This is a genomic window from Elioraea rosea, from assembly GCF_007644105.1.
GTDB classification, from domain to species: Bacteria; Pseudomonadota; Alphaproteobacteria; order Acetobacterales; family Acetobacteraceae; genus Elioraea_A; species Elioraea_A rosea.
Genome location: NZ_VFAC01000046.1, coordinates 1 through 24,403, shown reverse-complemented (window position 1 = coordinate 24,403; position 24,403 = coordinate 1). Strand labels below are relative to the sequence as shown.

The window sequence follows — 24,403 nt, the reverse complement described above, 5'->3', positions numbered from 1 at the left end:
GGCTGCGCCGCCGACGACGCCGCCCACCACTACGCCCGCCGGGCCCGCAAGCGCGCCAACGCCCGCGCCGGCCGCCGCACCCGTCGCCGCGCCGCCCTGAACCCGCTCGTCCCGGTCGGTTCCGCAGGCGGCCAGCGCAACAACTGAGGCGCAGGCCACCATGGCCGTCACGATCTTTCGCATAGTGTCATCTCCTTGATGGCCCGCCGTGTGCGGGCGTGTCAGGAGAACGAAGAACTGACGCAAAAGTTTTCGCCCGGCCGGACAAATCGTCGCGCCCGGCAAAAGAGAAGGAGCGGAGGCTTTCGCCCCCGCTCCCGTGTCGAGAAGTATACCGAACGTCAGACGTAGTAGCTGTCGATCCGGCTGCGCCAGGTTGCGTCGGTCCAGTTGCCCGACTCGTTCCGCGCATAGCTCGGCGCGCCCTTGAGCTGCTCCTCGGTGATCGACACGACGTAGCCATCAAGCCGCGTGTCGTAACGGAGCTGGTTCCACGGCAGCGGATAGTAGCTCTCGCCGATGCCGAGGAAGCCGCCGAACGACAGGACGGCGTAGGACACCTTGCCGCTGTTCTTGTCGATCATCACCGTGTAGATCGAGCCGAGCTTCTCGCCGCGCGCGTCATACACACTGGTGCCTTCGACCTTGTCGGAGGCGATCAGGCTTGCCGTTTCCGAGCGCGCTACGTCGCCGGACGTATCTCGATTCATCGTTCGCTGGTCCATGTGTGCTTCCTCCGTGTGATGGCAGTGACGGTTAAACGACGGCGGGGGGCTCCGGGTTCCCTCCGGCACTGCGGGGACGCCCGGCAAATGCATCACGAACCGACGAGATTGCGTGAGCAGGCCGGGCGGCCGGCCAGTGCAACCTCGATCCTTCGAAACCGTTCATGAGGGGCATCAGCAAGGAGATATGCCGTGACCATGAAGACCCCGGTGCCGAAGCCCGCAGCGCCTGGCGGCGGCATGCCGAAGCCTACCAAGCGGGAAGAGAAGCTCGATCACGCGCTCGATGAGAGCTTCCCGGCGAGCGACCCTCCGACGATGACCGACCCGACGCGCCGCGCAGGCGAGCCGGCCGGGGCAGGGAGCCCCAGCCCCGGGAAGGGAGCGGAGAAGGGGACGCCGCTGGAGAAGCCCCAGCAGAGGGGCGACCGGAAGCCGGGCGCCTATGAGGAGCCCGATCCCACTGCGCCGCTGGTCGCTGGTCCCGAGGCGCGTGAGGCCATCCGCAAGGAACACAGCAAGAGCCGGGGCTGAAAGCGGTCTCCGCTGATCACAGCTGCCGCCGCCGCAGTCACGCCTCTGCGGCGGCGGGGAAGCGCAACGCGATGATGGTGCCGGGCCCTTCGCGGCGCTCCACGGTGCCGTCGAGCTTCCGGGCGAAGGCAGCGACAAGCGTGCTGCCGAGGCCACCTTCAGGCACGCCGGTGCCAGGGGCACCTATGCCGTCATCGGCGACGACGACCTCGATGTCCTGACCGACGCGGCGGGCCGTGATGCGTATGCGCCCACGTGCATCGCCAGGAAACGCGTATTTGAGGCTGTTGGTCATCAGCTCGTTGACGATCAGGCCGACGGGACCGGCAAGGTCCATGTGCAGCGCGAGCGGCTCAGCCTCGACCGATACGGCGATGCCGCGGGCATCGGCATCTGCTGCGTACGCGATGCGCTTCGCAAGATCGGACAGGAACTCCTTCAGCTCCACACGGTCGACCGCTCCGCCGCCGAACAGTTTCTCGTGGATGGTGGCGAGCGTGGCGACCCGGTCGCGCGCGGCTCGCAGCTGGGCCGCGGCCTCCCCGTCCTTTGCCTCGTGCTCCTGGAGCGCGAGGAGGGAGGAGACGATCTGGAGATTGTTCTTCGTTCGGTGATGCACCTCGCGCATCAGCTCCTGCCGGAGGGCGAGTTCCTGCTCGAGTTGGCTTTCCCTATCCGCCACAGCATCGCGATAGTCGAGCACCTTCTGCCAGATCATCGTCAGCTCCCGCGGCATGCGCGGAGGCGGCGCGGCTGCCGCGCTTCCGCGCGGCGCATTGAGCGTGTTCGCAAGCTCAGCAAGCGGGTTGACGAGCGCCCAGCGCACCATCACCACGACAGCGATGGCCGCGAAGGCAAGCGCGATCATTTTCGGGATGGTCGAGATCAGCGACTCCTTGACGGCCTCCCGTTCGATCTCGCGAAGCCGCCGCGTCGCGACCACGCCGAGCGTGTCGCTGAACTTGTCGACCGCGAGCAGCAGCCGTTCGCCGTCGACGGAGGCCGTCCTCAGATGAACCCCGCGCGGGATGTCGGCCAGCACATCATCGGGTGGCGGGAGCGGCGCGGTCGCGAGAAGCGGTCTCACATGCCCGGCGATGTCAGCGAGCCAAAGCCCGGTGGCGCGCATCGCCGGAGGATCGGGCTGGACGAGATGCGCGACACGGACGGCGGCGGTTGCCATTCCCGTGCCGGCTTCGAGCGGATACCAACGCCGGCTGACGGCGATCACCTCTTCGCCGCTGACGAGGCCCCTGACGATGGTGCTGAACAACGTGTCGCTCGTCTCGACGACGTCCTCGAGCCGGAAGCTGTCGTCGATGCGCCGGTCGAGCGCCTCCGCCGGGCTGCCGCATCGGACCAACCCGGTGCTGTCGGTCAGCACCACGCGCGTCGTCATCGTCCCGAGCGTGCTGCGCCACGCCTCGATCAGATCATTGCAGATCGGCGAGAAGCTTCGGACGAGGGGCGCGAGCGCGACCACCTTCAGGATGTGCTCTGCTAGGGAAAGCTGGCCATGGATGCTCGCGGTCGCAGCCTTCGCCTCGGCGACCAGTTCGGCATGGGCCTGGGCCCGGAGCGATTGCAGCCTCAGGAGCCCGTTGCCCACGCCGACGAGCATGCCGACGAGCCAGGAGACCAGGGCGATGGCGACGACACCCTGCGTGAGCGTCCAGCCCGCCTTCGCAGGGGTGGCCACGTTGGTCCTCGTCTCCACCCGCAGACCCCCGGTCCGGTTGTTGGCTGAGGCGACTTGTCGCGCGATTCTTGTCCGCCGTGGGCAGGAATGTCCACCGGTGGTAGCGAACCCGGCCGCAATTGTGTTCCGCTGTTGCCGCCGGGGGTGCGCTCTGGCGAGATGGTGCGGTTCCCGGCCGATCGCGCCGGTTGCCCGCCGACAGGGGCGGGTGTTCACCGTCGAGGAATCCTCCCCATGCGCACGCCCACACCGCACCCGCCGCCAGGCATCATTGGCCACAACCGCACGATGCTGACCCCCCATTACTGCGTGTTTCCGCCCGAGGGCATCATGGACAGCGTGCTTCCCGGGTGGCCCGGGTGCATCATCCGGTTCCAGACCTCGCCGGCCATGGGGGCAAGGTTCGCGCAGGCGTTGCTGATCGCGCCGGCCGGATCCGGAACGGACGGTCCGCGGAATGACGGCCTCGAGCACTTCTTCTACGTGCAGCAGGGAGCGATGACGTTCACCGCCGACGGCCAGACGACGACGCTCGCTCCGGGCGGCTTTGCCTATGCCCCGGCCGGCATGGCCTACTCGCTGGTGGCGACGGACGCCGGCGAGGCGCGCGCGATCTGGGTCAAGCGCCCTTTCGAGGGAGTTCCGGGCGTGCCGCTGCCAGGGCTTCGAACGGGCCATCGCGACGACGCGCCGCGCGAGGACAGCGGCCCCCGTTGGCGGCACTTCCTGATCGGCAACAAGGACATCTCGATGGATTTCGAGATGAACATCATGTGCTATGCGCCTGGCGCGCATTTCTGGTGCATCGAGACGCACGTCATGGAGCACGGCATGGTCATGCTCCAGGGCCAGGCCTTGCAGCTCCTTGGCCGCGACTGGCACGAGCTCTGGACAGGCGACTTCGTCTGGATGGGCCCCTACCTCCCACAGCAAATCTACGCCACGGGAACGGAGGTGGTTGAGTACCTTCTCTACAAGGACGTCAATCGCGACGTGACGTTCCGCCCTTGATTGGCCGGCGACGGTTGACACGGCGGCGGCTCGCCACGCTTTGCAGGTTGCGGGCGGGACGGCGCCTGTCCGTATCTCGATCCGCTCCATGTGCAGGGTGCCGTACCTGCGAGGCCTTTGAGGACGCCTGGCGAGGACGCCGAAGCCGGGGCGCCTGTCAGCAGGCCTGCATGCTCGCGATGAGCTCGTCGACCCCGATCGTGGCGAAGCTGCAGAACGTGTCGGAGACTGCGTAGGGAAGAATGATGCGTCCATGGTGTGCCATCGCGCCGCAGGTATAGACGACATTCGGAACGTAGCCCTCACGCTCGGAAGGGTCGGGCTTGACGAGCGGCTCGCGCAGCCTGCCGATCACCCGCGATGGATCATCCTTGTCGAGAAGGACGGCACCGATCGAGTACTTGCGGACCGGTCCGACACCGTGGGTGAGCAGGAGCCACCCCTGGTCGACGGCAATCGGTGAACCGCAATTGCCGATCTGGACGAACTCCCATGGGAAACGTGGTGTCAGGATTGCGACACCACCCTCCCAGACCATCAGATCGTCGGAGAAGATGAGGTAAAGGTTCTCGTTGTCCTGGCGTCCGATCATCGCATAGCGCCCCCCGATCCTGTGAGGGAACAGTGCCATGCCCTTGTTGCGGGCCGCCGCACCGGCGAGGGGCGACATCCGGAACGAGAGGAAATCCTTCGTCTCGAGCAACTCCGAGCGGATCGCCCTGCCGCTGTAAGCCGTGTAGGTTGCGTAGTAGGTCCGCACGCCAGCGTCATCGAATGCGACGAACCGCGCGTCCTCGATCCCGTTGGACTGTGCGAGCGTGACCGGGAAGATCACCCGTTCACTGATGTCGTAGCCCGGCGCGAACTCCAATGCGACGCATTCGCCGTCACATCCTATGCTGCGCTCCTTCACGCGCGGGATGGTCGCGAGGTGTGACGCGCGATCGACGCTGATCTGTCCGTCCTCGGTCACGATACCGGTCCGGAACGTGAGAGACGAGATGTGCCCTTCGCCCACGGCCCGCACGCTCAGGACGAACCGGCATGCGCCTTCCGGTACGCCGGTCTGGTCCGGGTGCTCCACGATGCTCGGGTTGAAGAGTGCTGCCGCCTCGAACGAGTACTCATGCATGAAGTAGGCGCCGACGAGTTGACGCTGGACCTTCGAGAAGCTTGCGTGCGCTTCGAATGCATCCTCCATCTCGTCGGCCCTCGCCTCGAATGTATGGAGAAGGTCTCGATGACGCCCTTCGAAGTGCTCCACGACGTCGAGGAGCTGATGCTTGGCTGCGGCTGGATCGAGCCCCAAGACCCGGTCGACGATATGGTTGGCGCGCGTCTTGTCCGTTGGGTTGAGGTCACGTGGCTCGGTTGTTGGTCGGAAGGGGCGGACCACGACCCTTGCCGGGTCAGGCCGAAGCAATAGCTCCTGGCGAACCAGCCCCGCGCTTTGCAACGACGGCGTCTCATTCTGAGGGAGCGACGCTGAGGGGTGCAGGCTCATGCGCTTATCGCAACCCGCAAGGCGGGTCTTGTCCGGTCCCCGCTGATGCGTGCCAGGACACGCAGCTCAGCAAGCGCTAGCAGATAGGACACTGCCGACTCCCCCCCGCAATTGGCGTTCGAGCGATCCCAGTGCAGTCCGTCGCGGCAACATCCAGACTCTATGTCGACGACTGGGATCGCCAGGTCGTTCTGACCAAGAAACCAGGAGAAGGCACGCGAAGCATGGTCGCGCCAGCAAGCATCCCCGTCTGCGCGCCAAGCCGCGAGGCAGGCCGAGACGGTGGCGGCGACTTCCACCGGCTGCTGATCGAAACGCGCCGGGGCCTGACGGACGAAGCTGAATCCATCCGTCCCGACTGGACGAAAACAGCCCGAGGGAGCGATCTGCTGCACCATAAGCCATCGTAGCGATCTGAGGCCGGCGTCCACCATCGCTGGATAGCCGAGGGCAGCACCCGTTACGATCAGGGCTTGCGGCAGCCGGGCATTGTCGTAGGAAAGTCCTTCCTCGAACCAGATCCAGTCTTTCGTTTCGACGGCCGCCAGGAGCGCCATGAGGCGTGCGGCAAGCACCGCGCGTAGCCGATGAGCAGCTTCGTCATGATGATCCGCGGCGAAGAACCGTTCGATGCCGAGCAGCGCGAACGACCAGGCGCGTGGGGAGTGGAACCATTCGACGCAGGGAAGCGACCTCACGAAGAGATCCGCCGCCCAGGCCCGCCGTGCGGGATCGGGATCGCTGCAGGAGCATGCGCCGAGTGCCCATAGCGTGCGGCCGTGGCTGTCCTCCGACCCTGCCGGCTCCCGCCATTGGCGGTCGAAGCCCAGAAAGTTGCGGAACCGCTTCGTATCGGGGTTCCAGGCGTGCTGCAGAAAGGCGACGAACGATGTCGTCGTATTGTGCGGGAGCGGCTTCTCGCCCTCCGCATCGAGCGCATAGGCAACGAGCAGGGCACGCGCGTTGTCGTCCACGCAGTAGCCATGGGATCGGTCTGGCACGGTATGGACGGCGTGCTGGAACAATCCAGTATCGTCGCAAAGCGAAAGCAGATAGGCCGTTCGCATCGCCGGCGGTGTCGATCGTGCTGCGGCGGGCCGCGCGAAGGGACTGGCGTGCGGTCGCGGCTGAGCGTCGTGCGCCGACGCGAGAACCTCCCTGTAGCGCTCCGCAATCCGCGGCCAGGTCATCGAGCGGCTTGCCGCATAGGCACGCTCACCCATCGCGTCACGCCGTGTCCGGTCACGCAGAAGCGCCGCGACTTCACGCGCCGTGGCCGCTGAATCGCCGAACGGAACGATCACGCCGCGCCCGTCATCCAGCAGTTCCCGTGCATGCCAGTATGGCGTCGAAACGATAGCCTTGCCGAGGCCGAAGCTGTTTGCCAGCGTGCCGGACGTCATCTGTGCCTCGTTCAAATAGGGGGTGACATAAACGTCGCACATGGCGATGTACCCCAGCAGCGTCTCCTGATCGACAAACCGATCTAGGAAGACGACTCGGCTGGCGATACCGAGATCCTTGGCTCGGGCAATCAGCGTTTCCCTGTACCGCTCTCCCTCCCGGCGCACCAGGTTCGGGTGGGTCGCGCCGAGCACGACATAGATCGCGTCGGGAGCGTGAGTGAGGATTTCAGGCATCGCGTCGATCATGACCTCGATGCCCTTGTTCGGCGAAAGAAGCCCGAAGGTGAGGATCACATCCCGCCCGGTGAACCCGAGCCGCGCTTTCGCCTCATCGGCGGGCACGAACGGCGCATCCGGGATGCCGTGCGGGATGACGCTGATCCTGTCGCTTGGCACATGATAGACATCCTGAAGCAACGCACGGCCCTTCTCCGCCATGACCACCACATGTGCGGAGGCATCGATGATCGCCGCCGACACCCGAAGCTGCTGCGGTGTCGGGGAGGCAAGGACCGTGTGGAATGTCGTGACGACGGGCATTTCGAGGCGGGACAGCAACGTCATCACATGCTCGCCGGCGTCGCCACCGAAAATGCCGAACTCGTGCTGGAGCGACACGACATCGAACCTTGCCGAGTTCAGCGCGGCTGCGGCGGCAGCGTAGTCGGCGATCATGTCGTCGCGCACCGTGACGCGGACGGTCTGCGGGTAGGCATAGGTGTTGTCGCTGTCATTCATCGCCACGATTGCGGTCTCCACATGCGGCAGTGTCGCCGCAAGCGCCTTCTGGAGATCGGTCGTGAACGTCGCGATACCACAACGGCGCGGCAGCGCGTTGCCGATCAGCGCGATGCGGGAAAGGGTTGTCATGCCTGCGCCTCCATCACACGCGCCATGTGTTCTGGCGGAGCCGCTGCGGCACCTGATGCGGCGCGCCACGCGACGGGCCGTGGTTCCGGTCCGCCATAGGCGATGAGCGCGGTCAGCCCTTTGTTCCCGGCGGCCAGGTTCGCGCGTTCTGCCTCGACGTAGATCGCATCGCCGCGCGCGGCACGCACGGGCCCGAGCTCTGCCTCGCCCTCGAGAACGAGAATCCAGGTCTCTCCGGGCGCATCGAGCACGGTCGCGCAGTCTGGGTCGATGACGATGCGCTCGAGGACGAAGTGTGAGGTTGCGACCAGAACGGTCCGCCCATTGCCGAGTGGCTGTGCGGCGGGTGTGCTGTCGCGGAGGGAGGTATCCGCCGCGGCGACGGCGTTCTCCACATGGAGGTCGCGGTCTCGGGCGTGATCGAAGAGGCGAAACGTGGTGTCGCTGCGCTGCTGGATCTCAGCGAGAACCAGTCCGGCGCCGATCGTGTGGATCATCCCACCCGGCACGTACACGGTGTCACCCGCGCGTACACGCTTCCAATGCACCAGGCCTGCGATGGAGCGGTCGCTGATCGCCGCACGGAGCTTCGATGCGCCCAGGCGTCGCGTAAGTCCAAGGCCCACGCCGGCATGGGGATGAGCCGAGACGATGTACCAGGCTTCCGCCTTTCCATGTTCGAAGCCCATGCTCCGGGCCACAGCATCATTGGGGTGAACCTGGATCGAAAGTGGCTCATTGGTGAACAGCAGCTTGAGGAGCAGCGCCGGCCGCGGCGAGGTCGGATCGGGCCGCTCGAACCATATCTCCCCAACCTTCGTTCCGGTTGGCGTGTCCGCCCTCCAGGGCGAGACGTCGGCACGACCCCATGGCTTGCGCACGGCATGGGCATCCGCCAGTTCGATGGTCATCGTGTCCTCCTTCCTTGGCTGCGCCCGAACGCGAGCATGCCGTTCGGACGATGTGGGGTGCTGTCGACGCGTGGATCGCGCTTGTGCGGCCCAACCTGAGCCCGCTGCATCTCGCCCATGCGAGGCTGCAGCCGGGTGTCAGCGGATGTCGACGAAGAGCAGAGCCGCGATGATCACAACGACAAACCCAACGATGTAGATGTTGGTGGTCATCAGGCCTCTCTCCCCAGTCATCCGACTGCCAGCGAGCATGCACGGTCCTTGACCAGCGGCTGCAGAACCGCCTTCCCGGGGCGAGTAGCGCACGGGGAGGGGGTGTAGGCCGACTCGAGCATGGCTCGCAGCATCCTGCGCGTCCTATGCACACGGCTCTTGACGGCTTGGACCGTGCATCCAGAGACGGATGCGACCTGGTCGTAGCGCATGCCGTCATGGGCGAGTGCGAGCATCGACTGCCCCTGCAACGGCAGGAGACTGAACTGCTTGGCGAGATCCCGACACTCGAGCCCATCGGTCTGCGTTGCCGGTCCTTGAATGAGCTCCGGATCGATGTCGTCCACGTTCACCGTTCGCGAAGCCGTGCGGACGAATGACGAGATGAAATGGTTCCGCATCACTGTGCACGCCCAGGCCTGGAAGTGCGTGCCGGGTTGGTAGGAGTTGGATGCCCTCAGCATGCGCAGCACCGAATCCTGCAGGAGATCGTCTGCGTCCGACGGATTGCCCGTCAGGTGGCGCGCGTAGCGCCGCAACCGCGGAAGTGCAGCCACCAGCTCGTCCTCGATCCCGAACACCGCGCCGCGCGCATTCGGCGCGCCTGGGCGGTCGCAACGTGCTTCCGGTCTCTCGTAACCAGGAGTGGGCACGTGCAGGCTGGCAGGACTAGCTGTCATCCCGCGCACCCTTGGCGACCAATCCGGAATGCGGGGCGGAAGGATCGCCCTGCGCAGGCAGCGCGAGCCGGACATCGATGCCGCGTGGGGCGTCAGCCCGGAGCCCGGCGAGAACGCCAAGCACCATCGCGACGTCGCCGAGCGTCGGCGTATGCTTGAGCCGCACCGAGACGATGGCGTCGTCGAAGACATAGCGCAGCCTGGCACGTTGGGTCGCGCCGTGAGGGGGCGTGTGCATGACATACTCCTGGGACATGATCGTTACACAGGTCGGAAGAATGACCGCCAGCGATGCCAGCGCTTGAGCGGGGCCTGACCGCAATGGGTCGCGGCACGTCCGCTGGGCGTCATCGCGACGTCGCGAATTCCATCTTCGCTGAACCGAAACCTAGCGCGTCAGAGCAGTGCAGCAGCAGCCACGGAAACTACCTACGGCCGCAACCGGCTGGACGGTCAGGGGTTTCCTGGGGGAGCGGCAGCCACGGCGAGACGGGCAAGGGCGGGGAGCGATCGCGCCTCCGTCTTGTGCATGATCGCTGCCCTGTGGTTCTCCACCGTTCTCTGGCTGATACCGAGGTCGGTGGCGATGTTCTTGCTTGGCACGCCGGCCAGGACGAGATCCATGATCTGCCGCTGCCGTGGCGTAAGCCGCGAGAGCAGGCGCACGGCCTCCTCGGCACGTGCGCGGTGATGGCGGGAGTCGCGCCCCTGTTCCATCGCGCGCATGATGCTCGACACGAGGACGTCGCGCTGGACCGGCTTCTCGATGAAGTCCGATGCGCCGACCTGCATGGCTTGCACCGCCATGGCAACGTCGCCATGGCCTGTGATGATCACAGCCGGAAGCACCTCGCCGTTGGCACGCAGCTGGCGCAGGAGCTCGAGGCCGCTCAATCCCGGCAGCATCACGTCAGCCAGCAGACATGCGTCAGGCTGACCGTGCCAGGCCGCGAGGAACGCCTCGGCCGAAGCATACGCCTCGACGGTAAAACCTGCTTCCTCGAGCATCGCGGACAACCCGTCGCGGATCAGGCGGTCATCATCGACGACGAGAACGAGGGGCTTCGCGTCGTCCACGCCTTGCCTCGCCGCGGGAACGCGCTGTTGAGCGTGCGCTCCCGACGACCGGGTGAGAAGCAGGTCCTGGATGGTCTCGGAAAGCGTTGTGAGCTGGACGGGCTTGCTCAGCTGGAGTGCATCGCCGGCAGCGATGTCGACCAACGGTCCGGTCGCGATGTTGCCCGTGAGGATGATGGCGGGCACCTGCGCCTGGAAGCGCTTGCGCAGAGCCGACACCACCGCGAGTCCGGTCGTGTCACCAGGCAGGTTGTAGTCCGCGAGAATGAGATCAGGCGTCTTGCCGCTCGTGGACGTCTCGGCAATCGCCTGTTCGCCGTCGGCGGCCGTGACGACGCGGTGGCCCTCGCCGGAGAGAGCGAGCGTGAGAAGCTCACGCAGCTCCGGATCATCCTCTACGACGAGGATACGAGCGGTGACATGGGGCTTCCGGTCCGAACTATGGTCCGAAGCACGCTCAGGCTGAAGAGGTCGGTCGAGCGGCTCCCGCCTGCTGGCCATCGGCACCTCGATGGCGAACACCGATCCCTTGCCGTGTTGCGACCGAACCGACACGCCATGATCGAGCAGGTCGCCAAGCCGCTTGACGATCGAAAGCCCGAGGCCGAGGCCACCATTCGCCGCGCCCGCCGTGCGGCCGACCTGATAGTATTCCTTGAAGATGGCCTCCTGCTCGTCGGCATGGATGCCGTCTCCGGTGTCCCAGATCTCGACGGTCACGGACCCCCGATGTCTCCGGCATCCCATGAGCACCTTGCCGCGCGGCGTATACTTCAGTGCGTTGGAGAGAAGATTTCGGATCATCTGCTCGAGCAGGCGCGGATCGCTGTGCACCACCAGGCTGCAGCGGACGCGTCGCAAGGCGAGCCCCTTGGCCTCCGCGGCATAGGAGAACTCGTCGTGGAGACGCGACATGAGCGTGTCGATCGGAAAGTCGACCTGCTCGGCGCGCACGGTTCCTGCTTCGATCTGGTTGATGTCGAGCAGCGTGTTGAGCATCCCCGACATGCCATCGAGCGTCTGGTCCAGTCGCGCCAGAAGGGTCGCCACGACCTCGCCGGTCGCGGCTCTCCCAAGCATCCCGCGGATCAGCGCCAGTGTCTGGAGTGGCTGGCGAAGGTCGTGGCTTGCCGCTGCGAGGAAGCGGGATTTTGCCGCATTGGCCGCCTCCGCCTGCTGCTGCGCGACGGCAAGCGCCTTGGCCACACGCTTGCGCTCGGTAATGTCACTGTAGGTGATCACGACCCCGGCGATGCGTTCGTCCTGCCCGCGATAGGGCATCACGCGGCGAACGTACCAGCGACCCGCATCCGTCTCGAGCTCACGTTCTGTCAGCGAGCCTCCGGCAAGCACGGTCCTGGCCGTGTCAGCGAGGTCCCGATCGGGCGCGAGCGATCGCAGGTCCGCGATCGGTCGGCCGATATCCGTCTGGAGGATGCTGAACAGCGATGTGGTCGCCGGCGTGAACAGGCGGATCCTGAGTGCGGGATCGAGAAAGAGGATCGCGACATCGGTGCTGTAGAGCACGTTCTGCAGGTCGGTCGCCGTCGCCCGCTGCTGCTCGAGTGTCTCGTGAAGCTGGCTGTTGAGAGCGACGAGCTCCTCATTAAGCGACTGAAGCTCCTCTTTCGAGGCGAGCAGCTCCTCGTTGGTGGACTGGAACTCCTCGTTGACCGAGAGGGCTTCGTCGTTGATCGCCTTCTGCTCGTCGCCTGACACTTCAAGATCGCGGATCGCATCGTCGAGCGCGGTGCGCGTTGCTTCGAGTTCCCGCTCCAGCTCCGCGACGCGTGTGACATCGGGCGGTGCCGTATCGCCGGCCTTACCGACAGGTGGCGACGCTTCCTGGTTGAAGCTGACAAGAAGAAGCTTCTCGCCGTCGAGTTCTGTCGGCTGCACGTCGATCTGGACGGTCACTGCCCCGCCATCGTGCGTGCGCCAGCCGCCGGGCATGACCACCCGCCGGCCCTGGTCGCGCGCCTCGTTGATTGCCATCCGGAGCTTCAGCGCGAGGCCGCGCCTGGCCATCGCGCGGATGTCGTTGGTTGGATGCCCAGGCGGCACCTGCAGGAAGCGATCGGTCGGCCCGAGCGAGTAAAGACATTCGTAGCGGTGGTTGATCAGCACCGAGGCGGGCGCGTAGCTGGCGATGACCATCCGCCGGCAAAGCTCCGCGAGGGCGTTCAGTCGCGACGGTGCGATGCCTGCAGCCAGCCGGCCCGCAAGCTTCATGCCAGCCTCGCCGGCGGAAGGAAGCACGATCTCGCCCGGCCGGCCGCCCACGATGTTGCGGAACACGCGTTCCTTCTTCGCCACTGTCGCGAAGTGCCGGTTGCTGTCTGGAATGGTCTCGGAGCTGCCGAGAAGCAGGATGCCGCCCTTGCGCAGTGCGAAGTGGCAGGTTGCAAGCACCTTGGCCTGAGCGTCCGGCAGAAGGTAGATGAGGACGTTGCGACAGGAGATCATGTCGAGGCGGGAGAAGGGGGGATCCGCAAGCATGTCCTGCACGGCAAATACGATGTCGTTGCGCAGGTCCGTGGTGACCCGGTAGCCATCGCTCTCGCGCAGGAAGAACGTGCCGAGCCGCTCCGGCGAAACGTCCGCTTCTATCGTTGCGGGATAGTGGCCCTCGCGCGCTGTCGCCACGGCATCGGGGTCGATGTCGGAGGCGAACAATTGGAGTTTGATGTTCCGCCCAGAGGCGGAGATCGCCTCTCGGCAGAGGATCGCGAGCGAGTAGGCTTCCTCGCCGGAACTGCAGCCTGCGACCCAGACGCGCAATGGCTTCTCTGGCCCGGCATCGCGCACGAGCGCAGGAAGAGTGTCGCTCGCCAGGAATGCAAATACTTGAGGGTCGCGAAAGAATCCCGTGACGTGGATCAGAAGGTCGCCCGCAAGTTTTTCGCGCTCGGCCGGGTCACGGTCGAGGAGGGTGAGGTAGAGGAGCGGCGCGCTGTCCGGGATGCCTGCCATGACCATTCGGCGCTCGATCCGACGCTGCAGCGTACCGGGCTTGTAGAGGGAAAAGTCGTGCCCGGTCCGCGTCTGCAGAAGCGAGATGATCGCCGGCAGACACTCCCCCAGCGTCTTGCCATGGGGCTCGGGTGTGGCGTCGGGCTTCCCCTCGAGTAGCGCCGCGCGGCCGAGCAGTGCCGCCGGAATCTTGGCAAGCGGAAGGATCTCGTCGACATGCCCCGTCTCGATCGCGCTCCTCGGCATGCCGTCGAACTCTGCCTCCTCCGGATCCTGCGCAATCACGTACCCGCCATGCTCCTTGATCGACGCGATGCCTCGGCTTCCATCACCACCGGTTCCCGTCAGCACGACGGCAATGGCCTGCCTTCCGCACTCGGTGGCAAGCGACTGAAGCAGATCGTCGAATGGCATGCGGGTGCCGCGCCGTGTCTCTGGCTCCGCGAGATGAAGCCTGCCATGCCGGATGGTGAGTGTCGTACCCGGAGGAATGGCATAGAGGTGGTCCGCCGCGATCTCCATTCCGTCCTCTGCCTGGCAGACCGCCATTGCGGTGTGTCCGGCCAGCAATTCGACCATCATGCTCTCGTGCGTGGGGTCGAGATGCTGAATCAGGATGAAGGCCATTCCGCTTCTCGCGGGAAGGCCGGCGACGAGTTTCCGACAGGCGTCAAGGCCGCCCGATGACGCGCCGAGCGCAACGACCGGCAGTCCCATCATGTGCGGCGGTCGCTGCGTCTCGTTCCGGCCGGCCTGTCGTGTCTCGCAGGTATCCGGCACGCGGTTGCTCGGCATCGTCAGGGGGTGCTCCAGCCTTGGCATGCGCCGGTGGTCGGCGAACTCACCAAGCATGGCTCATGGAGAGGACGTCAATAGCTTCGATTGCAGCGGCATCGAAAAGTATTGATCTACGTCATGGCCGCGAAAACCGTCCCGCCGGGCCTATGCGTAGTTTCCGAACCTACACCAAATATGTGCGGTTCAGTAGCGTGAACTCAACCTGACGGTAATGCTCGCGCAATCGTCGGCGTCGCTGCGGTGTCATGCGACCACCTGTGGCCATCGGGCTGTCGGGGCCGTCAGGTTCGCCAGATGCACCGCCAAACAACATGTGCCTACGCGTCCCTGGCCGCACGCGATGCAGGCCAGCGCGCCGTTGAGCCGAGGTGAGCCTGTGATGGTGAGCAAACTCTGCTCCGGCCGGAAACTCTGCACTCGTTTCGCTGTGATTCTGGCGGTCGCCCTGGCGCCGCTGGTGATGATCGCATTGCAAGGCGCGCACACTCAGCATGGGAACCCCGCTGACGCGACGTCGGGCGCTCTGCCATCGTTGATCGGAGAAGTGCAGGCGGACAACATGGCCGCGAGGAATACGCTGGGCCAAGTCATGTCTGCACGACCAATCGTCAGGGGACCATCCGTAGTCAGTGTCCTTGTGACCGCGCTTGCCTGTTGGATCGCGGGCGTCGGGCTGGCGTTCGTCCTTGTGCGGCGAAGCGTCGCCTATCCGTTGTCTGTCCTGCTCGAGGTCGTGACCGGCACTCCAAGCACGGTGAGCGTGCCGACACGTTGGCGCGCGATCCCCGAGGATTTCGACGCGATCCGCCGGTCAGTCGTCGCCATGCGCGAGGCGACCGAGGCGCGTGAGATCACGATCCAGCGGACACATGCCGACCTCGAGCATCTCGCCACCTCGGATGGCCTGACGGGCATCGCCAACCGCCGAGCCTTCGATGCCGCTCTCGCGAGAAGCTGGGCAGACGCCGCGCGAAACGGCAGCAGCTTGGCGCTCGCGATCTTCGACATCGATTTCTTCAAGCTGTTCAACGACCGATACGGACACCTCGAGGGGGACCGGTGCCTTCACGAGGTTGCCCAGACCCTGCAGGGGCTCCGTGTGCGCGATGGCGATCTCGCCGCCCGCCTCGGCGGTGAGGAGTTCGCGCTGCTGCTGCATCGAACCGATCTCGATGGCGCCGTCAAAGTCGGACAACGCGTCCTCTCGGCGATCAGGAGCCGGCGGATCCCGCATGAAGATGGGCGGGCCGGTATCGTGACTGCGAGCGTCGGCGTTGCCGCATGCCACCCTCACCCGGGACTGTCACCACTCGCGCTGTTCGCCGCGGCCGACGCTGCCCTCTACCTGGCCAAGTCCGGAGGTCGGGACCGCCTTGCCACAGGACTCGCGCTCGTGGGGGCATCCCACGGCCAGACTGGCGCGCGGCTGGCGTCCTGACGTCTAGTCCGGCTTGCCACTACGATGCGCCTCGGCGAACGTGATCATGCGCTGGTTCTCCTCGTCCCACAGAATACGCGTCGGTGCGGACAGGGCATCGCGGAGGGTGAGCACTCGAGCGGTTGCGAAGGCCGGGTGGGCGTGGTGGCACGCCTCGAGGCGATAGTTCGGAACCCGCGGCGCCAGGTGATGCACATGGTGCAACCCGAGCCTGCCGGTGAACCAGGAGAGCACTCGGGGAAGATGGAGGTATGAGCTTCCCTCGAGAGCCGCGGTCACAGGGTTCCACGCTTCATGATCGAGCCAGCGAACGCCCTCGAAGCGATGCTGCACCGAGAACAGCCACACGCCGATGATGCTTGCAGGAAGCATCACCGCCGCGAGTACGAGAGCAACCTGACCCAGACCTAGAATGACGGATAGCACGCCGTAAAGGATCGCCAGGGCGATATTCGTCAGATGCACGCCGCGCCGCTCGCGGCGCCACTCGGCTGGCGCATCGAAAGGAATTCGGTAGAGCGCCAGGAACACGAGGGGCGGCAATAGCACCTGAGTCACGACCGGATTGTGCACGAGGCGATGGACCCACTGTTGCCGCCGGCTCATGGCCCGGTACTCGGCGAGGGTCGTGCAGGTCGAGTAGATGTCGGCGCCACGGTCGCGGTAATCGAGGTCGTTCCATACGGCATGGTGCTGCGCGTGCTGTCGCCGCCAATGACCGTAGGGCGTGAAGGTAAAGAGCGAGCACACGCGTCCCACCGCATCGTTCACGGCACGGGAGCGGAACAGCGAGCCGTGGCCGCAATCATGCTGAAGTGCGAAGACGCGAACCACCAGCCCCGCGGCCGGTAGCCCGAGGGCCAGCACTGGCCACCAGCCAAGGGCCATGCCCGCATGCATTGCCGCGAGGATCAGAAGGAGCGGAACGAATGTCGTGAGCAGCTGCAGCGAGGCGACGCGCGGCAGAGCCTCCTGATAGCTGCGCGCGGCGGCCCTCAGCGTGTGATGATCGATCACGTCGTGCGACGCAGTCATCGCGATCTCCGAGCGGGAACGTTGGACGAACCGGTCACGCCACGCGCCGGCGCTGTGGTGGCAGGGCAGGGTTCGGTGCCCATAGGGCGAACATCGCGCCGGCCGGTATCAGCCAGACGATCCGGGCCTGATATCGATCATGCGGCTTTGAGAGCGCACCGGTGGCAAAGGCATTTGCCGAGACACCGAGCGCAACGCAGAGAATCAACCCAAGCGCTCGACCGTCTCGCTGGCGTGCGGAACGCCCTGCGCCGACAAGGAGGGCGAGCGTGCAGAGGATCAGAAACGGTGCCTGGACCAGCAGCGCGGATTCCGCACGCTGCGCCAAGGTGCCTTGCATCTGCGCACTGGCTTCGAAGGCAACGCGTTCACGCGCGGGGAAGCCTCGCGCTAGGACATGGTCCGCGAAATTGTCGAGGTCGGTGCTGTCGAAGGTATCGCCGACGCGCATCATGGAAAGCTGCGACAGCCAGTTCAGGGCCGCCGCGCGCGCGACCGCCAGGGGGTAGTCCCGCAGCGTCGCTGCGACGATCTCCCGTGCTTCGGGCGCCAGCCGCGGTGCGCCCATCGGGCGGTGTTGGCCTTGCGTGTCCATCGCCGGAGGGCTCGTCGGGTTCCACAGGAAGTGATCGCTGTCCATCGGCATGCGATCGATGAAGTCGCACAGGTACCAGCGTGCTTCGGGGCAGCGGTCGCGCAGGGTCCACGTCGCCGGCCCATCTGCTTGCAGTCGCGCCAGCAGGAAGACCGATCCGTGTGCAGAGAGCGTGAGATGATTGAATGCGTGCAGGTTGGCTCCCAACAGAACGAGCACGGCCACTGCCATCGGGAGTACTGTGCGGACAACCGGAGTCCATCGCCGTCGCACGACGACGACCAGGGCGATGAGGGCCAATGCGGTTGGAAGGTGGGAGAGATGGACGGCCATCGCGACCACGCCGAGTAACGCCACCGCAAGCACCTCGGCGCGGCTCAACCGATCGTCGCCGAAGCCGAGCAGGTAGATGCACAGGACGACGATCGGTGTGAAGTAATCCGGCATGAGGGTCGAGCTGAACCATGGGGCCGACGTAAGGACCGCGAGCACCAGGACGACCAGTATGTGCCGCCTCGCGTTCGCTTCGCCGCACGCAACGCGCTGGACGAGCCAGAGCGTGGTCGAGAGGATCAATCCTTGGGCAAGCAGCGGAAGCCAGAGCGTGACCCCTTGATGGAACAGGTGAAGGAAGGGGCCATAAGCCGCTGTCTTGTCCCACGGCGCCTCGCCTGTGATCGTGTGGAGCAGGTAGGCCGCCGTGTCGACGAAGATGATGGGGTAGCCGTTCATCCAGGCGGGCCAGACCAGGAGCCCGCCTGCGACGACAATTGTGCCGAGAGCTCGCGCACGTGGAAGCACAGACGAGGCAATACTGCTCCGGCGATCCAGTTCAACGCCGATGGCCTGCTGCATTGCGCCTCGAGCTTGCCGCGCGCCGCAGGATCGCGACGTGCCTCGATCAGGTGCAACGCACGGAATGGTGCATGGTTCTGCGTACCGTGCGGCTCGCTCGCGGGCGCGTGCTGCAATCCATGTCGGTCCACCGGGCAACCGCGAATGGGCGAACGTCACAATTGCGTGACGGCAACAATGGCCGGCCGACTGGCCACGTAACGGAGCCGAGCGTTGGTGCTACTGTCGTGTGGCTCCGACGGAAGCATGGCTGCGCGCTCGGTGGTGCCTACTGCGGAACACGTGCCAGGCTCGGATAACGCCGAAGCAGCGGCGCGCCGCCAGTCTTCAGGGCGGAGTTCGCCGTCTGATGATGCGCCGCCGGCCGGGGATTACCATGCGTTTAGTAGGTGTTGGGCGACGGTCCGTCGTGACTCAAGAAGGTTGCGGTATATCAATATCTCGGGTTCCAGGATGGCCTAACGTTAATAACAATTGCCTGAGGCTGCCGATCGGCATTCCTCAACGCGTCGCAGGAACGCGGTGGATACTCCAGGTACCCGCAACCCGCGCGACAATCATGCAGGGCGAGGGACTCTTCGCGCCAGACACGGAAGGATCGGTCATGAACAACATCATCTACATAGTGGGCGTCGTGGTGATCGTGCTCTTCATTCTCGGATACTTCGGCCTTCGCTGAGGCACGATGGAACCGAGCTTGAGCGCGTCGATGCGGTCAGGCTCTGTCCACGGATCGAAGGTCACGCGCATCCACCACGACTGATCGTCACCCGCTCGGCCTGGCTCCGTGGCGAGGTGGTCGCTGTAGCTCCCTGATGGATGGAGGTTCCGATGCCAAAGAGTTCCGAAGACGCAGATGACACCATCGCGGCAGAACTGGCCGCACTCCGGCAGGATCTAGCACGGCTTTCTGACGCCATGGGTACGCTGCTGCAGACCCAGGCGCAGGGAGCCGGACAGCGGGTTTCCGATGCGGTAGACGATGCAAAGGCGAAGTTCACGAGCACTGCCGCCGACGTGAAGTCGCGCGTGACCTCTGCAGGTGACGAGATCGAAGCAAGTATCGAACGCAATCCTCTGACGGCGATGCTGATCTCGTTCGGCGTCGGCATGGTGCTCGGCATGATGAGCCGCTGGCGGCACTGATCGCGCATGTTCCGCGGGCTCTATCGTCTCTTGGTCGCAGTGGGTGACTGGCGCCCAATAAATTTCTTGATCGCAATGGTAGCCGTCGAACTCCTGGCCGTGCTGGCGGTTGTGAGCGTCGGCTTCGGCACGTTCGCCGTCTACATGCATCTCGCTGCGTCGAAAGGGCACATCTATGCAGCGCTGGTGATCTCAGTCTCTTACGGCGTGGTCGCGATCGTTGCGGGCGTTGCCTTGTGGCGGTGGCATGCCCGTTCGTCGCGCCAGGATGATCCGGCGTTGGCGGCCCTTGGGGATCCTGAGTTGCTCGTACAGTCACTCTCCGGGCCAGGCGTTTGGGAGAACCAGGCGGCGCTGAGCGCGGCGCTGCGCCTAGGCCGCGAGCTCAGACCGATGGACCTTCTGGCCATCTCGCTGATCAGCGGCTTCCTCGCGGGGAGAAGGGCACGCAAGTAGGCTTGCCATGGGGAACGCCCTTGTCGGCGGGATGACCCTTGCTCCCGCTGCGTCAGCATTCAGCGACCGTAACCTTCCCGCAGTCGATCGATGACGCTGAGCGGGCGGGGTCGCGGCAGCTTCGCGGTCTGGCGACGCGCATAGACCTCATGGAGCAGCACTTCGCCGTCAGCCGCGCGCTCCAGCGTCAGCCGTCGATTGAAGAGCTCTGGCGATCCGGGATGCCGCCCGATGAGGATGATCGCAGCCTCCGGCAGTTCGTCGATGACCAGGCGCAGCATCGCATCGGCTGAGGCTGGATCAAGCGCATCGGTCGCGTCGCCCAGCACGATCCACCGCGGGCGCAGCAGGATGATCCGCGCGAAGGACAGCCGCTGCATCTCCGCTGCGCTGAGCACGCGGCCCCAATCGGCTGCTTCGTCAAGCCGCTCCGTGAGATGTGCGAGACCAACGCTGACGAGCGCGGCGTCGAGTGCCGGGTCATCCCGTTCGCCTCCGAGCCTTGGGAACGCAAGCGCCTGGCGCAACGCGCCCTGCGGCAGGAACGGCCACGGCCCGAATGCGATCATCTCGGTATCGGCGGGAAGCTCGACAAGGCCGCGCCCCCAGGGCCAGATGCCGGCCAGGACGCGGAACAGGGCGCTCGCCGCCTCGGGGTCGCCAGCCACCAGGACATGGTCACCTGGCTCCACCTGCAGCGTCAGATTGGAGAGCATGGCGGTGCCGTCCGGCGCCGCGACCCACAGATCCCGGACACCGAGCCTGTGCGTCGACGCCCGGTCCAGGTTCATTGCGGTTTTGCCCGTTCGTGCGGCTTCCAGGGCGACGGTGCGCACCGCTTCGTCGAGCAGCAGGACACGCTCCACGGAGGCCCTCCACCCCGCGATCAGGGCAAGATTGTCGACGGGCCACGACAAGGCTGCCGTCACCTGCTGAAACGCCTGCCCTGACTGGATCAGCCGACCGAGTGAGAGCGTGCCGGCGAGGAAGCGCGGCGTGCCCACGAGGATGGGCAGCACCCCGGCAAGGACGATGTAGCCGGACGAGAAAGCCATGAGCCTTGCCAGGCCCATGGACTGGTCGCGCCAGGATTGCGCGATCGTTTCGAAAACGGTGGTGAGGCGTTCGCGCTCGAGAGGTTCGCCGCGCGCCACAGCGATCGGCTCTCCGCTCTCATGCGCCCGAACCAGGCTGAAGCGGAACTCCGCCTCCCGTGTCTGCCGCGTATCCGTCGCGCGGACGAGCGGTCGTCCCAGGTAGAAGGCGATGCCCGCGCCCATTCCGGCATAACCGAAGGCGAGTGCGACCAGATGTCCGGGCACATCGAGGCCGGCGATGCGGCTCCAACCCGAAAGCGACCACAGAATGCCGACGAAGCTCACCAGCAGGAGCGCGCAGTAGAACAGGCTGCTGGCAAGATCGATGGCGACTTCGGTGGCGATGCGGATGTCCTCCGCGATGCGCCCGTCGGGGTTGGCGTGATCGCCCGGAATGAGGTCGGCCTGGTAGTGCCGTGCGTCGTTCATCCAGTTGCCAATAAGGCGCGCCGTCAGCCAGCGGCGCCAGCCGAATTGCAGCCACCGCCGAACCATCAGATGCGCCGTGTTGGTCGCGATGGTGCCAAGCATGATGAAGACGAAGATACCGATCTGGTCCATGGCGCGTTCGGTCGACCGTCGCTCCAGCGCGTCGAACAGATCGGCGGTCCAGAGATTGAGCCGGATCACGAGCGCGACTTGAGCGACCACGAGCATCGCGAGCGCGAGCGCCGCCACGCCCTGCCGCCCCGTCCAGTACGGGCCGGAGATCCTGATGAAGTCGCGAAAGAACCGCTGCGTATGGCTCGATTCGGCGGCCCTGCTCATCGAACCTCATCCTTGCATCGACGTTGCCGGGCAGGCTGGAGCGTAGCATGACCATCCAACCTCGATTGTGACAGGGGCGAGGTCGCCCGTGGTCCGGCGGTCGCGCCGCTTCAGACCACCGCGCCGAACAACCGTCCTATGCCGGCCGTCAATGCCATTGCCAGGGCGCCCCAGAATGTCACGCGCGCCGTCGCGCGCACCACATTCGCACCGCCGGCACGGGCACCAATTGCGCCAAGAACTCCCAGAAACGCGAGCGAAGCGCCCGATACGATCCAGACGAGCAGGTGGGCCGGCGCGACAACCACCATCAATAGGGGCATGGCCGCGCCGACAGCGAAGGTTGCAGCAGATGTCAGCGCCGCCTGGATCGGCCGCGCGGAGGTCACATCCGACATGCCGAGTTCATCCAGCGCATGGGCTCCCAGCGCGTCCTTGGCCATCAGTTGCTCGGCAACCTGAAGGGCCAAGGCGCTGTCTACGCCGCGACGGACGTAGATGTCGGCCAGTTCCCTTTGCTCGAAGGAGGGGTTGTCACGCAGTTCCCGAGTTTCGCGGGCGAGGTCGGCCTGTTCCGTGTCGGACTGAGAACTGACCGAGACGTACTCGCCAGCCGCCATTGACATCGCACCTGCGACCAATCCAGCGACGCCGGCGATGAGGATGTCGCTCTGCGTGGCAGCCGCGGCCGCGACCCCGACGATCAGGCTCGCGGTTGAGACGATACCGTCATTTGCTCCGAGAACCGCCGCCCGCAGCCAGCCGATGCGGGAGACGAGATGACGTTCCGAGTGGAGGTGCAGGCGCGGCATTGGTTTTCCTCTCACAACGCTGTCTTCTGGTTTCTCTCCGCGCCGCCCGGTTGCTCGCGACCACTCACCCCTGCGGGCTTCGATGTCTAAGGCGCTTGCGGCGGCTCACTTGTCGGGCCTTAGGACTTCACAAGCCGAGCCTGTACTCGCACTGGGCCGGATGTCCTTGCGTCAGATCACAGCAAGGGACCGAGGAGCCGACGACGCGCGACAACTCTCACGATGGAACCGCCGCGAGCAGGAGCGTGGTACGTGCGGAGCCTCGGGGCAGGATCCGATCTCGGTCGCACGAAGATTGCAACGCTATTGCTCGCCGTTTTCACGAAGACTCACAGCGAGTCAACGGGCGCGGTTGAGGGGCGCTCCGGCGAAGGAGACCTTGAAGGCGCTCCTCGTACCGGTCGCTGCGCTCGTCGGTCATCCCCTTACCTCCCTCAGGATCGTCGCTGCCGCCAGCCGGCCGGTCTCGGCGGCTCCGTTCATGAAGCCGTAGAACGCATCGCTGAGGTGCTCGCCGACGAAGAATACCCCGCCGGCCCGCACCTGCTGCGCGGCGCCGCCCGCCTCGTCCTCAACCCAGAACTGCTCCGCGAAGTCCGTAAGTTGGCCGGGACGGAAGCTGGCATAGGCGCCGCAGGCGAAGGGGTCCGCGCGCCAGGCCGTGGCGGCGAAGCGGCCGGTCGCGGCGTCGCGCAGCCCGGGAACGCCGGCCGCCTCTATCGCCCGGGTCAGGTCGGGCCCGGCCTGCGGCGTCGCCCGTCCTGCCTGGTCGCCGCCGAGCAGGAAGGTCAGCACCCCGTCCGGGCCCCTGGGCTGGCCCTCCGTGGCCTCCCAGGCGTTGCAGAAGGCCGCGTCGGACCAGGCGGTCGCGAAGCCCCCCGCCTCGCGCCAGGGCCGGTCGCGGAAGCCCGCGAAGACTTTCTCGTTCGCACCAAGCGCGCCCTCGGCGATGAAGCGGGCGAGCGCGGGCGCGAGGTCGAGGTCGAGCCGCATCCCGCGCAGCACCGGGAAGGGCAGCGCCAACACGACGATGTCGGCCTGCACGGTTTCGCCCGAGGCGAGGCGCAGCGCCTGGACCGCGCCGCGCCGCGCCACCGCGACGAGCGCGTCGCCGGTCCGCACCACATCACCGAGCGCCGCGCCGAGGGCGGCGGGGATGCGACCCGCGCCCTCGCGCACGACGAAGGCCTCGTCGCTGTTGCCGAGCGGCTCGGCGCGACCGTCGCGGATCACAGGGAGGTTGAACAACAGCTGCAGCGCGGACGACTCCTCTGGCTCCACCCCGTACTCGGAGCGGATCGAGGCTTCCACCAGCGCCCGCCCGGGCGCCGACAGCACCGCCACGTGCCGGTCGAGATAGGCGGCAACTGAGAGCCGGTCGAGCGCGGCCGCGACCACCTCCTCTGCCTCGAGGCGCATGGCGTCCACGGCGACGCGCGCGGCGAACGGCGAGAGCGCCGCGGCCATCTCCGCCTCCGGCACGCGACGCCCGCCGAAGAGAAAGGCGACCGCCTCCTGTTCCTCCCGCGCCGCCGCCGCGCGGCGGTCGAGCACTGGGATCCCGAACTCGCGCGCAAGCCCGAGCATGTCGGCGTGGTCGCCATTGATGAAATGGCCGCCGAGGTCCTGCACCAGGCCCGCTACGCCGAGCGCCTCAGCCGAGCGCGCGCGGCCGCCGACGGCGGCACGCGCCTCGTGCAGAGTAACCGGAAGGCCCGCCTGCCGCAGCCGGTACGCCGCGACGAGCCCGGCGAGTCCGCCGCCCACGACCGCGATGCGCGGCGCGCGGTGCGGGCGTGC

Annotated in this window: 19 protein-coding genes; 5 read left to right on the top strand and 14 right to left on the bottom strand. The window is 66.0% G+C overall.

What is annotated here, in order from left to right:
- Both FIF60_RS18985 and FIF60_RS18980 read right to left on the bottom strand, forming a co-directional pair.
- The coding region (locus tag FIF60_RS18985) for a hypothetical protein (protein WP_204251256.1) at positions 1-183 on the bottom strand (183 nt) is incomplete at its 3' end.
- Between the two features lie 158 nt (positions 184-341).
- On the bottom strand, positions 342-725 hold the full coding sequence (locus FIF60_RS18980; protein ID WP_239451716.1) for a PRC-barrel domain-containing protein: 384 nt from the start codon (positions 723-725) through the stop codon (positions 342-344).
- A 192-nt stretch (positions 726-917) separates the two neighbouring features.
- On the opposite strand from FIF60_RS18980, the gene FIF60_RS18975 reads away from it, so the two are divergent.
- Positions 918-1,259, top strand: coding sequence for a hypothetical protein (locus FIF60_RS18975; RefSeq protein ID WP_144299860.1), 342 nt, complete (start codon positions 918-920; stop codon positions 1,257-1,259).
- A gap of 37 nt (positions 1,260-1,296) precedes the next feature.
- Here FIF60_RS18975 and FIF60_RS18970 read toward each other — a convergent pair whose 3' ends face one another.
- Positions 1,297-2,958 (bottom strand): sensor histidine kinase, encoded by a 1,662-nt coding sequence (locus FIF60_RS18970; protein ID WP_158639306.1) that lies wholly within the window; start codon positions 2,956-2,958, stop codon positions 1,297-1,299.
- A gap of 234 nt (positions 2,959-3,192) precedes the next feature.
- Between FIF60_RS18970 and allE the strand changes: the two genes are divergently transcribed.
- Positions 3,193-3,969, top strand: coding sequence for a (S)-ureidoglycine aminohydrolase (gene allE / locus FIF60_RS18965; protein WP_144299858.1), 777 nt, complete (start codon positions 3,193-3,195; stop codon positions 3,967-3,969).
- 157 nt (positions 3,970-4,126) lie between these two features.
- Here the strand turns inward: allE and FIF60_RS18960 are convergent, their stop codons facing one another.
- The 6 genes from FIF60_RS18960 to FIF60_RS18940 form a co-directional block, all read right to left on the bottom strand.
- Positions 4,127-5,473 (bottom strand): glycoside hydrolase family 130 protein, encoded by a 1,347-nt coding sequence (locus tag FIF60_RS18960; protein WP_144299857.1) that lies wholly within the window; start codon positions 5,471-5,473, stop codon positions 4,127-4,129.
- Positions 5,470-7,749, bottom strand: coding sequence for a glycosyltransferase family 4 protein (locus FIF60_RS18955; RefSeq protein ID WP_144299856.1), 2,280 nt, complete (start codon positions 7,747-7,749; stop codon positions 5,470-5,472). The genes FIF60_RS18960 and FIF60_RS18955 overlap by 4 nt, the downstream gene beginning before the upstream one ends.
- Positions 7,746-8,660, bottom strand: a complete 915-nt coding sequence (locus FIF60_RS18950) for a class I mannose-6-phosphate isomerase (protein WP_144299855.1) — start codon at positions 8,658-8,660, stop codon at positions 7,746-7,748. Before FIF60_RS18950 ends, FIF60_RS18955 begins: the two co-directional genes overlap by 4 nt.
- 230 nt (positions 8,661-8,890) lie before the next feature.
- The gene (locus tag FIF60_RS18945) at positions 8,891-9,553 is read right to left on the bottom strand and encodes an RNA polymerase sigma factor (protein WP_158639305.1); all 663 of its coding nucleotides are present in this window, start codon (positions 9,551-9,553) and stop codon (positions 8,891-8,893) included.
- Entirely contained in the window at positions 9,543-9,791 is a 249-nt protein-coding gene (locus FIF60_RS21760; protein ID WP_158639304.1) for a hypothetical protein, read from the bottom strand. Before FIF60_RS21760 ends, FIF60_RS18945 begins: the two co-directional genes overlap by 11 nt.
- A gap of 215 nt (positions 9,792-10,006) precedes the next feature.
- Complete coding sequence (locus FIF60_RS18940; RefSeq protein ID WP_239451715.1) at positions 10,007-14,398, bottom strand: chemotaxis protein CheB; 4,392 nt, start codon at positions 14,396-14,398, stop codon at positions 10,007-10,009.
- Between the two features lie 382 nt (positions 14,399-14,780).
- On the opposite strand from FIF60_RS18940, the gene FIF60_RS18935 reads away from it, so the two are divergent.
- On the top strand, positions 14,781-15,839 hold the full coding sequence (locus FIF60_RS18935; protein ID WP_158639303.1) for a GGDEF domain-containing protein: 1,059 nt from the start codon (positions 14,781-14,783) through the stop codon (positions 15,837-15,839).
- Between the two features lie 3 nt (positions 15,840-15,842).
- On the opposite strand, the gene FIF60_RS18930 is transcribed toward FIF60_RS18935, so the two are convergent.
- Entirely contained in the window at positions 15,843-16,874 is a 1,032-nt protein-coding gene (locus tag FIF60_RS18930) for a fatty acid desaturase family protein (protein ID WP_144299852.1), read from the bottom strand.
- 34 nt (positions 16,875-16,908) lie between these two features.
- The gene (locus FIF60_RS18925) at positions 16,909-18,324 is read right to left on the bottom strand and encodes a hypothetical protein (protein ID WP_239451714.1); all 1,416 of its coding nucleotides are present in this window, start codon (positions 18,322-18,324) and stop codon (positions 16,909-16,911) included.
- Between the two features lie 831 nt (positions 18,325-19,155).
- Between FIF60_RS18925 and FIF60_RS18920 the strand changes: the two genes are divergently transcribed.
- Together FIF60_RS18920 and FIF60_RS18915 are read left to right on the top strand one after the other, a co-directional pair.
- Positions 19,156-19,470: a DUF883 family protein gene (locus FIF60_RS18920; protein WP_158639302.1), complete on the top strand. Its 315-nt coding sequence runs from the start codon at positions 19,156-19,158 to the stop codon at positions 19,468-19,470.
- Positions 19,471-19,476: 6 nt separating this feature from the next.
- On the top strand, positions 19,477-19,926 hold the full coding sequence (locus FIF60_RS18915) for a hypothetical protein (protein WP_144299850.1): 450 nt from the start codon (positions 19,477-19,479) through the stop codon (positions 19,924-19,926).
- A gap of 59 nt (positions 19,927-19,985) precedes the next feature.
- Here the strand turns inward: FIF60_RS18915 and FIF60_RS18910 are convergent, their stop codons facing one another.
- The 3 genes from FIF60_RS18910 to FIF60_RS18900 all read right to left on the bottom strand — a co-directional run.
- On the bottom strand, positions 19,986-21,791 hold the full coding sequence (locus tag FIF60_RS18910; protein WP_144299849.1) for an ABC transporter ATP-binding protein/permease: 1,806 nt from the start codon (positions 21,789-21,791) through the stop codon (positions 19,986-19,988).
- 110 nt (positions 21,792-21,901) lie between these two features.
- Positions 21,902-22,603 (bottom strand): VIT1/CCC1 transporter family protein, encoded by a 702-nt coding sequence (locus tag FIF60_RS18905; RefSeq protein WP_144299848.1) that lies wholly within the window; start codon positions 22,601-22,603, stop codon positions 21,902-21,904.
- Between the two features lie 417 nt (positions 22,604-23,020).
- Positions 23,021-24,403: flavin monoamine oxidase family protein (locus FIF60_RS18900; RefSeq protein ID WP_144299847.1), on the bottom strand; the 1,383-nt coding region annotated here is incomplete at its 5' end.

What these genes read in the sequence shown, in the direction of transcription:
- FIF60_RS18980 (WP_239451716.1), bottom strand. Translation starts at nt 725, where the DNA reads ATGGACCAGCGAACGATGAATCGAGATACGTCCGGCGACGTAGCGCGC.
- allE (WP_144299858.1), top strand. Translation starts at nt 3,193, where the DNA reads ATGCGCACGCCCACACCGCACCCGCCGCCAGGCATCATTGGCCACAAC.
- FIF60_RS18960 (WP_144299857.1), bottom strand. Translation starts at nt 5,473, where the DNA reads ATGAGCCTGCACCCCTCAGCGTCGCTCCCTCAGAATGAGACGCCGTCG.
- FIF60_RS18955 (WP_144299856.1), bottom strand. Translation starts at nt 7,749, where the DNA reads ATGACAACCCTTTCCCGCATCGCGCTGATCGGCAACGCGCTGCCGCGC.
- FIF60_RS18950 (WP_144299855.1), bottom strand. Translation starts at nt 8,660, where the DNA reads ATGACCATCGAACTGGCGGATGCCCATGCCGTGCGCAAGCCATGGGGT.
- FIF60_RS18945 (WP_158639305.1), bottom strand. Translation starts at nt 9,553, where the DNA reads ATGACAGCTAGTCCTGCCAGCCTGCACGTGCCCACTCCTGGTTACGAG.
- FIF60_RS21760 (WP_158639304.1), bottom strand. Translation starts at nt 9,791, where the DNA reads ATGCACACGCCCCCTCACGGCGCGACCCAACGTGCCAGGCTGCGCTAT.
- FIF60_RS18940 (WP_239451715.1), bottom strand. Translation starts at nt 14,398, where the DNA reads ATGCCGAGCAACCGCGTGCCGGATACCTGCGAGACACGACAGGCCGGC.
- FIF60_RS18935 (WP_158639303.1), top strand. Translation starts at nt 14,781, where the DNA reads ATGGTGAGCAAACTCTGCTCCGGCCGGAAACTCTGCACTCGTTTCGCT.
- FIF60_RS18930 (WP_144299852.1), bottom strand. Translation starts at nt 16,874, where the DNA reads ATGACTGCGTCGCACGACGTGATCGATCATCACACGCTGAGGGCCGCC.
- FIF60_RS18925 (WP_239451714.1), bottom strand. Translation starts at nt 18,324, where the DNA reads ATGCAGCAGGCCATCGGCGTTGAACTGGATCGCCGGAGCAGTATTGCC.
- FIF60_RS18920 (WP_158639302.1), top strand. Translation starts at nt 19,156, where the DNA reads ATGCCAAAGAGTTCCGAAGACGCAGATGACACCATCGCGGCAGAACTG.
- FIF60_RS18915 (WP_144299850.1), top strand. Translation starts at nt 19,477, where the DNA reads ATGTTCCGCGGGCTCTATCGTCTCTTGGTCGCAGTGGGTGACTGGCGC.
- FIF60_RS18910 (WP_144299849.1), bottom strand. Translation starts at nt 21,791, where the DNA reads ATGAGCAGGGCCGCCGAATCGAGCCATACGCAGCGGTTCTTTCGCGAC.
- FIF60_RS18905 (WP_144299848.1), bottom strand. Translation starts at nt 22,603, where the DNA reads ATGCCGCGCCTGCACCTCCACTCGGAACGTCATCTCGTCTCCCGCATC.